Origin of the sequence: Streptococcus oralis (assembly GCF_001075875.1) — a bacterium.
Classification (GTDB): Bacteria; Bacillota; Bacilli; order Lactobacillales; family Streptococcaceae; genus Streptococcus; species Streptococcus oralis_I.
Genome location: NZ_JUOS01000073.1, coordinates 1 through 7277, shown reverse-complemented (window position 1 = coordinate 7277; position 7277 = coordinate 1). Strand labels below are relative to the sequence as shown.

General features: G+C 38.5%; 8 protein-coding genes and 1 pseudogene. 3 read left to right on the top strand and 6 right to left on the bottom strand.

The window, feature by feature from the left end; all coding sequences use genetic code 11:
* From ADM33_RS04315 to ADM33_RS04300, 4 genes are all read right to left on the bottom strand, one after another.
* Positions 1–330: ABC transporter ATP-binding protein (locus tag ADM33_RS04315; protein ID WP_049503318.1), on the bottom strand; the 330-nt coding region annotated here is incomplete at its 3' end.
* A 341-nt stretch (positions 331–671) separates the two neighbouring features.
* Positions 672–944 carry a PspC domain-containing protein gene (locus ADM33_RS04310; RefSeq protein WP_049503317.1) on the bottom strand — a complete coding sequence of 91 codons (273 nt, stop codon included), beginning with the start codon at positions 942–944 and terminating at the stop codon, positions 672–674.
* Positions 945–1003: 59 nt separating this feature from the next.
* Positions 1004–1453, bottom strand: a complete 450-nt coding sequence (locus ADM33_RS04305; RefSeq protein ID WP_049503316.1) for a SprT family protein — start codon at positions 1451–1453, stop codon at positions 1004–1006.
* A complete protein-coding gene (locus ADM33_RS04300; RefSeq protein ID WP_049503315.1) occupies positions 1440–3569 on the bottom strand; it encodes a Tex family protein in 2130 nt (709 codons plus the stop codon). Before ADM33_RS04300 ends, ADM33_RS04305 begins: the two co-directional genes overlap by 14 nt.
* Before the next feature lie 163 nt (positions 3570–3732).
* On the opposite strand from ADM33_RS04300, the gene ADM33_RS11795 reads away from it, so the two are divergent.
* Genes ADM33_RS11795 through ADM33_RS04285 form a run of 3 tightly spaced genes read left to right on the top strand, consistent with a single transcriptional unit; the run spans position 3733 to position 5582 of the window.
* Positions 3733–3864 (top strand): SPJ_0845 family protein, encoded by a 132-nt coding sequence (locus ADM33_RS11795; protein ID WP_000268695.1) that lies wholly within the window; start codon positions 3733–3735, stop codon positions 3862–3864.
* Positions 3865–4770: a permease gene (locus ADM33_RS04290; RefSeq protein WP_049503314.1), complete on the top strand. Its 906-nt coding sequence runs from the start codon at positions 3865–3867 to the stop codon at positions 4768–4770.
* Complete coding sequence (locus ADM33_RS04285) at positions 4767–5582, top strand: TIGR03943 family putative permease subunit (protein WP_049503313.1); 816 nt, start codon at positions 4767–4769, stop codon at positions 5580–5582. The genes ADM33_RS04290 and ADM33_RS04285 overlap by 4 nt, the downstream gene beginning before the upstream one ends.
* 18 nt (positions 5583–5600) lie before the next feature.
* On the opposite strand, the gene ADM33_RS04280 is transcribed toward ADM33_RS04285, so the two are convergent.
* The gene (locus ADM33_RS04280; protein ID WP_049503312.1) at positions 5601–6212 is read right to left on the bottom strand and encodes a tetratricopeptide repeat protein; all 612 of its coding nucleotides are present in this window, start codon (positions 6210–6212) and stop codon (positions 5601–5603) included.
* Positions 6213–6229: 17 nt separating this feature from the next.
* Positions 6230–7277: pseudogene (locus ADM33_RS04275) on the bottom strand (hypothetical protein); the annotation flags it as partial.

Here is a 7277-nt window from a genome sequence, read left to right as displayed (position 1 = left end):
GAGTAAGATATTGTCTTTAACAGAAAGCGTATCTAACAAATTGAAGTCTTGGAAGACAAAACCTAACTTTTCACGACGGAAGCTTGATGCTTCAGTATTTTTAATGGTAGCTGTGTCTGTTCCGTTTAGGAAAACCTGACCACGAGTTGGTTTGTCAAGCATGGCGAGAATATTGAGGAGAGTTGATTTCCCAGAACCAGACTCACCCATGATGGCAACATAGTCGCCTTTTTCTACAGTAAAATGAATATCTTTCAGGGCTTCTACTTGGTTGCCTTGGAAACGTGTTTTATAAATCTTTTGAACGTGTCTTACATCTAATAATGTCATGATAATCTCCTTTTTAATATCCCATTAATTGAAACTGAGCCTGCATTATAGCGCAACCGAGCTGAACTCGCTCGATCTCTTTTGGACTTGCTTTACTTGTTTGTTTCTTTTGTAAAATATTTTTCATAGTTTTGCTACTTTATCTTTCTGATATAAGTGTACTCTAAAAAAAGAGTTGGTTCCATAACATAACCTTACAAAAGAGGTCTGTAATCTTACATTTTTGTAAGATTGGATTATTTTTTTGATATGAACTACTATTAGTTTACCACAAATTTTTAAGCAAAAGAAAAACCCTTGATACTACAAGGGTTTAATACTTCAAATGAATGGTAATATGGTTACCAAAACCAACCTTCGTCATCATTGATAGGTTGGGCTTCTTTAATCTTGCGTGGGCCTGTTCCATACATTTCAGCTTCGATATCTTCTTTTGTTGGTAGGATCGAAGCTAGGATAATGTAGATAATAATCCCGAGTCCAAAGTTTGCGATTGTAAAGATTGCAAAAAGGAAACGAACTAGGGTTACATCAAGATTCCACTTATCAGATAGACCTGCAAGAACACCTGATATCATGCGATTTCTTCTCATTTTATAAAATTTTGTATTCATAATTTATTCCTCTTTCGGATTTCTTAATCTTAGTATAGCACTAAGCTAGATTTGCTACATCAGTCCTTAGGCCGATTTAACAAGAGGAGTTTACCACGACAGACACCACAACGATAGCGCTTTGTATCGATTTTTCGCTTTCTTTGATATGTTTGATGACAAGCTTGACAAGTATAGATTAAGCTTGGCTTTTGACTGGCACTTGATAAGGGAGGAACAAAGCGTAGACCATTGACCTCTTTTAGAAGCTGCTTAAAGGTTAAATCCTTATGTTGATAGCCCTTACCTTCAAAATAAAGGTGATAATGGCAGAGCTCATGACGGACGATTTTCCGAAACACCTCTATACCAAGTTCTTGATAGACTTTTGGATTAAAATCCAAATGCCCGTCATTTGGAAAGAATCGTCCACCTGTCGACCGCAGACGAGTATTCCACTGAGCTTGATGTTTGAAAGGTTTTCCAAAATCCTCTAAAGAGACCTGTTTAACGTAATCAGTTAGATTCATTTGGTGCAAGAAGCGACAGATTCACTTTTTCGCGGTCAGCATCGATTTTCTTCACCCAAACGGTTACCAAATCGCCGACCGATACTACTTGACTTGGATGTTTGATAAATTTCTTGCTCATGTGAGAGATATGAATCAGGCCATCCTCGTGAATACCAATGTCAACAAAGGCACCGAAGTCAACGACGTTACGAACAACGCCCTCAAGCTGCTGGCCAACTTTCAAGTCTTTGATATCCAAGACATCCTGCCGAAGGACTGGAGCGTCAAAAGAATCACGGAAATCACGACCTGGTTTGAGAAGGTCTGCGATAATATCTTTAAGTGTTTCTTGACCAAGGTCTAGCTCTTGGGCCATTTCCTTGATTGAAATAGATTTGAGTTTGGCTTGCGCTTCTTCATTTAGTTCTTTAATGTCCAAACGTTTGAAGAGTTCCTTGACTGCAGCATAGTTTTCTGGGTGAACACCAGTATTGTCAAGGATATTGCTACTTTCAGGGATACGGAGGAATCCTGCAGCCTGTTCAAACGCTTTAGCACCTAAACGGGGAACTTTCTTGATTTGAGCTCGTGAGGTGATTTTTCCTTCTTCTTCACGATACCTAACAATATTTTCTGAAATAGTTTTGTTAAGCCCTGCGACATGAGATAGCAAGGCTGGACTAGCTGTATTGATATTGACACCGACTTGGTTAACTACTGTATCTACCACGAAATCAAGACTTTCAGATAGTTTCTTTTGGCTAACATCGTGTTGATACTGCCCAACACCGATGGATTTAGGGTCAATTTTAACCAATTCAGCAAGTGGGTCTTGCAAACGACGAGCGATTGAGATTGCCGAACGTTTTTCAACAGTTAAGTCAGGAAACTCTTGACGGGCAAGTTCACTAGCTGAGTAGACAGATGCACCGCTCTCATTAACAATGATATAGCTGACCTCTGGAAAATCCTTAAGCACTTCGGCGACAAAAGCTTCACTTTCACGACTAGCAGTTCCATTTCCGATAGCGATGATTTCAACACCGTATTGGCCAATCAAATCTGCCAAATCACGCTTGGCTTCTTCAATCTGACGAGCTGAAGCTGGTTTTACTGGGTAAATGACTTGTGTCGTCAACATTTTACCAGTCGCATCTACGACTGCAAGCTTGGCACCTGTACGAAAGGCAGGGTCAAATCCAAGAACCACGCGCCCTTTAAGAGGTGCAACAAGGAGAAGATTTCGAAGGTTTTCTGAGAAGAGTTGAATGGCTCCTTCTTCTGCCTTCTCAGTTAGTTCGGTACGAATACGGCGCTCGATAGCTGGTAAGACTTTTTTCTTAACAGATTGCTGAATAACTTCTTCAATATAGGCATTTTTAACCTTAAAACGAGCAGCAAAGAAGGCTTGAATACGTTCAACCGCATGCTCAAAACCAATCTTCAAGATGCCTAACTTTTCACCACGATTAAGGGCAAGTGTACGGTAGCCCTGCATGTTAGCAACCGTTTCCGAGAAATCGTAATAAATCTGAAAGACTTGCTTCTCATCCAAACTTTCGTCCTTGACTTGTGAAGTAATCTTAGAATGTCTAAGGACCTCTTGATAAGTCATCGAACGTAAGGTGACATCCTCAGAGAGAGCTTCAACCAAAATATCAACTGCACCTGCTAAAGCATCTTGTGGAGTCTCGAATCCTTCACAGACAAATGCTTCTGCTTCTTTTTCTAGGTCAGAAACATTCTGTAAGATTAAGCGAGCAAGAGGGGAAAGCCCTGCCTCACGCGCAATCGTTGCCTTGGTGCGACGTTTTTCCTTATAGGGAAGATAGAGCTCTTCAACGTCTGCAAGTTTTTCAGCAGCTAAGATGGCTTCTTCTAACTCTTTGGTCAACTTGCTTTGTTCTTGAATCTTAGCCAAGACCGCTTCCTTACGGTCATTGAGGTTAGTAAGACTTTTATCAAGGTCGATAATAGCTTTAATAGCCACCTCATCCAAACTACCAGTCATGTCCTTACGATAACGAGCGATAAAAGGAATGGTTGCTCCTTCTGCTGTCAAAGACAAGACCATATCAATTTGCTTTAAGGTTACACCCAAATCTTGGGAAATTTTTTCATATTTTTTATCCATAAGACTATTATACCATAAGGAAGAAAGCTTGTTTTCATTAATGTCACAGTTAGCTTGGCATTTGTTGAAGATAAAAATTCATTTGTCTTGTCAATTTAAAATTAAACTTTTTGGCTGAAATAATAGTATAATAGAGGAAACAATAAGAATCGAGGTATGCCTTATGGCTGTTAAATTTACAAAAACTGATGACTTAGATAAGATGTTCGAAGAGTTCGCTAAACTACCTGATTTAAAGCAAGTGACATTTCCAGATGACAAAGAAAAGAAAGATAAAGCAGAAAAGAAAAAATAGATGACGATTTTTCAAAGTCTGCCTTCAAGTATTTTACAGGCTGGTGCTATCTTTCTATCAATTATCATTGAAGCTTTACCCTTTGTCTTAATGGGTAGCATTATCTCTGGTGCTATTGAAGTCTACGTCACACCTGAGAAGGTTTATACATTTCTCCCTAAAAATCGTTTGGGGAGAATCTTTTTTGGTACCTTTATAGGATTTCTCTTTCCTTCTTGCGAGTGCGGAATCGTTCCAATTATCAATCGTTTCTTGGAGAAGAAGGTTCCTAGCTATACAGCGGTACCTTTTCTAGTAACGGCTCCCATCATCAATCCTATCGTTCTCTTTGCGACTTATTCAGCTTTTGGTAATTCATTTAAAATGGTGTTACTACGTGCTTTAGGGGCAATACTCATTGCTATGATATTGGGTATTTTCCTTGGATTTTTCTGGGAGGAACCTATTCAAAAGGAAAATAGACTAGCTTTTCATGAACATGATTTTTCTCATTTAACGAAAGGTCAGAAACTTCTTCAAGTCTTTATCCAAGCTATTGATGAGTTCTTCGATATGGGGCGTTATTTGGTTTTTGGCTGTCTGTTTGCCAGCATTGTCCAGGTCTATGTACCAACTCGGATCCTGACTTCTATCAGTGCAACACCACTCCTTGCTATCGTTCTCTTGATGGTCCTATCCTTCCTTCTATCACTCTGTAGTGAAGCTGATGCCTTTATTGGCTCTTCGCTTCTCTCTAGTTTTGGCTTTGCTCCAGTGCTTGCCTTTCTGGTTATTGGCCCTATGCTTGATGTCAAAAATCTACTCATGATGAAGAATTATCTTAAAACTCGCTTTATCTGGCAGTTCATGACCATCGTAACTCTTGTTGTTCTTGTCTATTCTTATATAGTCGGGGTGATGCTATGATACGATTTTTTATTTTGATGAGTTATTTTTTCTTAACCCTTTATCTGCATCTATCAGGTAAGCTCAATCAGTATCTAAACCTCCACTACTCTTATCTGGCTTATATCACTATGTTTTTATCTTTGCTACTAGCCATCGTACAAGCCTATGTTTGCTTCAAGCGTTTGAAAGAACATAGTCACTTACATAGTTTTTCAGCCAAGCTTGCGAGTTTTGTCCTCTTAAGTTTACCCTTGTTAGTTGGATTTACATTTCCAACTGTCGCTCTAGATTCGCAAACAGTATCGGCCAAAGGATATTATTTCCCTTTGTCGGAAGGAACTGACAAGGCAATCCAAGCAAGTGAAGGAACTAGCAGTCAGTATCTTAAACCAGATACGAGTAGGTTTTATTCACACACAGCTTATGTAGATACTGTTCGTAAGAGTGCTGATAAATACTTGTCCCAATCAAGCATTGTCATCAAGGATGAGAATTACTTGGAAGTCATGGAAGTTATCTACGATTTTCCAAATGAATTTGAAGGTAAGGAAATAGAGTTTACTGGCTTTGTTTACAACGATCCAAATCATGCCAATAGTCAATTTGTCTTTCGCTTTGGTATCATGCACTGTATCGCTGATTCGGGAGTTTTTGGCCTTTTGACCACAGGAAATACCAATCAGTATGACAATAACACCTGGGTAAGAGTCAAAGGTAAGATTAGCAATCATTATCACAAGGAACTCAACCAAGTCCTCCCAACCCTTGAAGTTCAATCCTTTATCAAGGTTGATAAACCAGAGAATACTTATGTTTACAAAGAATTTTAAAAAAGTAGCCTGAGTGGGCTACTTTTTATTGTCTAATAAAGCTCTGACTTCTTCCGCTCCGATCTCATCTCCGGCCTTATCAAAGAGTTGAATAGCGTGACTAAAATAATCATGGGATTTACTCGAATCAAGTTTTCGACAAATCTCTCCCAATCCTCTATAAGCGCAGGCATGAGCGATAAGGTCATCTGTCTTTAGAGCTGAATTTAGCGACTGCTGCATATATGTCTTTGCTTCAACTAGTTGACCTAACTTCAATCGTAAATAACCTTGCTCATAGTCATTAACAGAAGTTTTTAGAGCATCCTCCGCAAAAACTTGTTCAATTACTTCTCGCTCTTTTTCAATATAGTTAAGAGCAGTCTGAAAATCATTCATTTCACGATAGACCATGGCTAACTGGTGATATCCTATATGTTCATTTTCTTTATCTTGACTTGATATTGCTATTTCAAGATATTTTTGATAAATCAGTAAAGCTTCTTTATAGTCTTTTTCAAAGAACTTGATATAACCCAGCAAATTGAGAAGGCTGTAATCCTTGCAAGTTTCTAACGAGAAAGTTTCTGAGACTAATTTCTTGGCCTCTTCAATCTTCCCCTCAAACAATAATTCCCAGGCTTGATTCATGCTTATTCTCCTCTAGCTTATGTTGTATAGAAATCAATCGACAAATCACTATCAGACTCGTATTTTTTCCAGGCTATACTGAAGCCATAATAGTCTTCAAATTCTGGATGCCAGTCATAATAAAGTGGGATACGGCTAAATTTTCTTGCAACTACTTCATCTTAAAATTCTGGAGATTCTCCTGCAGTAATTCCAAATTGAAGGCAATTTAATTCCCAAGTGTTTCCCCAAACATTTTCATCTGATAGAACGTCAATCCAACGAGAGGCGTCAATATCAAAATCTGCACATAACTCTAGAGTAAAGAATTTTCTATAGTTTATTTTGGCGGGCTTAATATAAAAGGCACCATCCACCTGATACTTTTTATCTCTAGCTTGGATTTGTGAGACTTTCATTGGAATAGGAACTCCATTTAACTCTAACCAAAAGTGTCCCAAGGGAGTTTTGATTGCATGGTAAATTTGTTTAGACTCTATATTTACTTTGTTCGAGCAAGCATTTAGAATTCTTCCATGTTTAACTAGATTTGCACAAACTATTGTAGAAGTCAGTGGATCAAAATCTGTATACCTACGAATGACACGTTTTAACTTTTCGACGGGAAAAGTGATATCCTTTGGTAGGGCATGATACTTCTGGACAACTAAAGCAGTTTTTTCAGTATTTTCCTTCCCGGTTGGAACAATCACACCATGCCCGACATGAATAGTTGGGTCGTCACAGATATAAGTATAACCATTTCCACCTTCTTGAAACTCAACAACTACAATATTTAACTCTTGATCAGGATCGAAAAGTGGTTCTGCTTTTGCACTGGTCTGGCGCTCATAAAAAGTGAAACAATCTTTATTATCCTCTTCACCAAAGACCATAAAACTACCACAATTTGGGCATTTCCACATATAGAAGGAAGCCTCTGAAATGTCTTCATAGGAAACTGTATCATTACCATCTTTTTTATTCATGATTTCTACTAATAACTCATCCGAATAAACCGAATAAGCATTTGGATCAGGGGCTTTGTGGTCGTTCATTGCTTGACCACATCTACAAGTCCATTTT

Bases quoted from the DNA above. Each gene is read 5' to 3' on its own strand.
- ADM33_RS04310 (WP_049503317.1), bottom strand. From the start codon at position 944: ATGAATACAAAATTTTATAAAATGAGAAGAAATCGCATGATATCAGGT.
- ADM33_RS11795 (WP_000268695.1), top strand. From the start codon at position 3,733: ATGGCTGTTAAATTTACAAAAACTGATGACTTAGATAAGATGTTCGAA.
- ADM33_RS04300 (WP_049503315.1), bottom strand. From the start codon at position 3,569: ATGGATAAAAAATATGAAAAAATTTCCCAAGATTTGGGTGTAACCTTA.
- ADM33_RS04285 (WP_049503313.1), top strand. From the start codon at position 4,767: ATGATACGATTTTTTATTTTGATGAGTTATTTTTTCTTAACCCTTTAT.
- ADM33_RS04305 (WP_049503316.1), bottom strand. From the start codon at position 1,453: ATGAATCTAACTGATTACGTTAAACAGGTCTCTTTAGAGGATTTTGGA.
- ADM33_RS04280 (WP_049503312.1), bottom strand. From the start codon at position 6,212: ATGAATCAAGCCTGGGAATTATTGTTTGAGGGGAAGATTGAAGAGGCC.
- ADM33_RS04290 (WP_049503314.1), top strand. From the start codon at position 3,865: ATGACGATTTTTCAAAGTCTGCCTTCAAGTATTTTACAGGCTGGTGCT.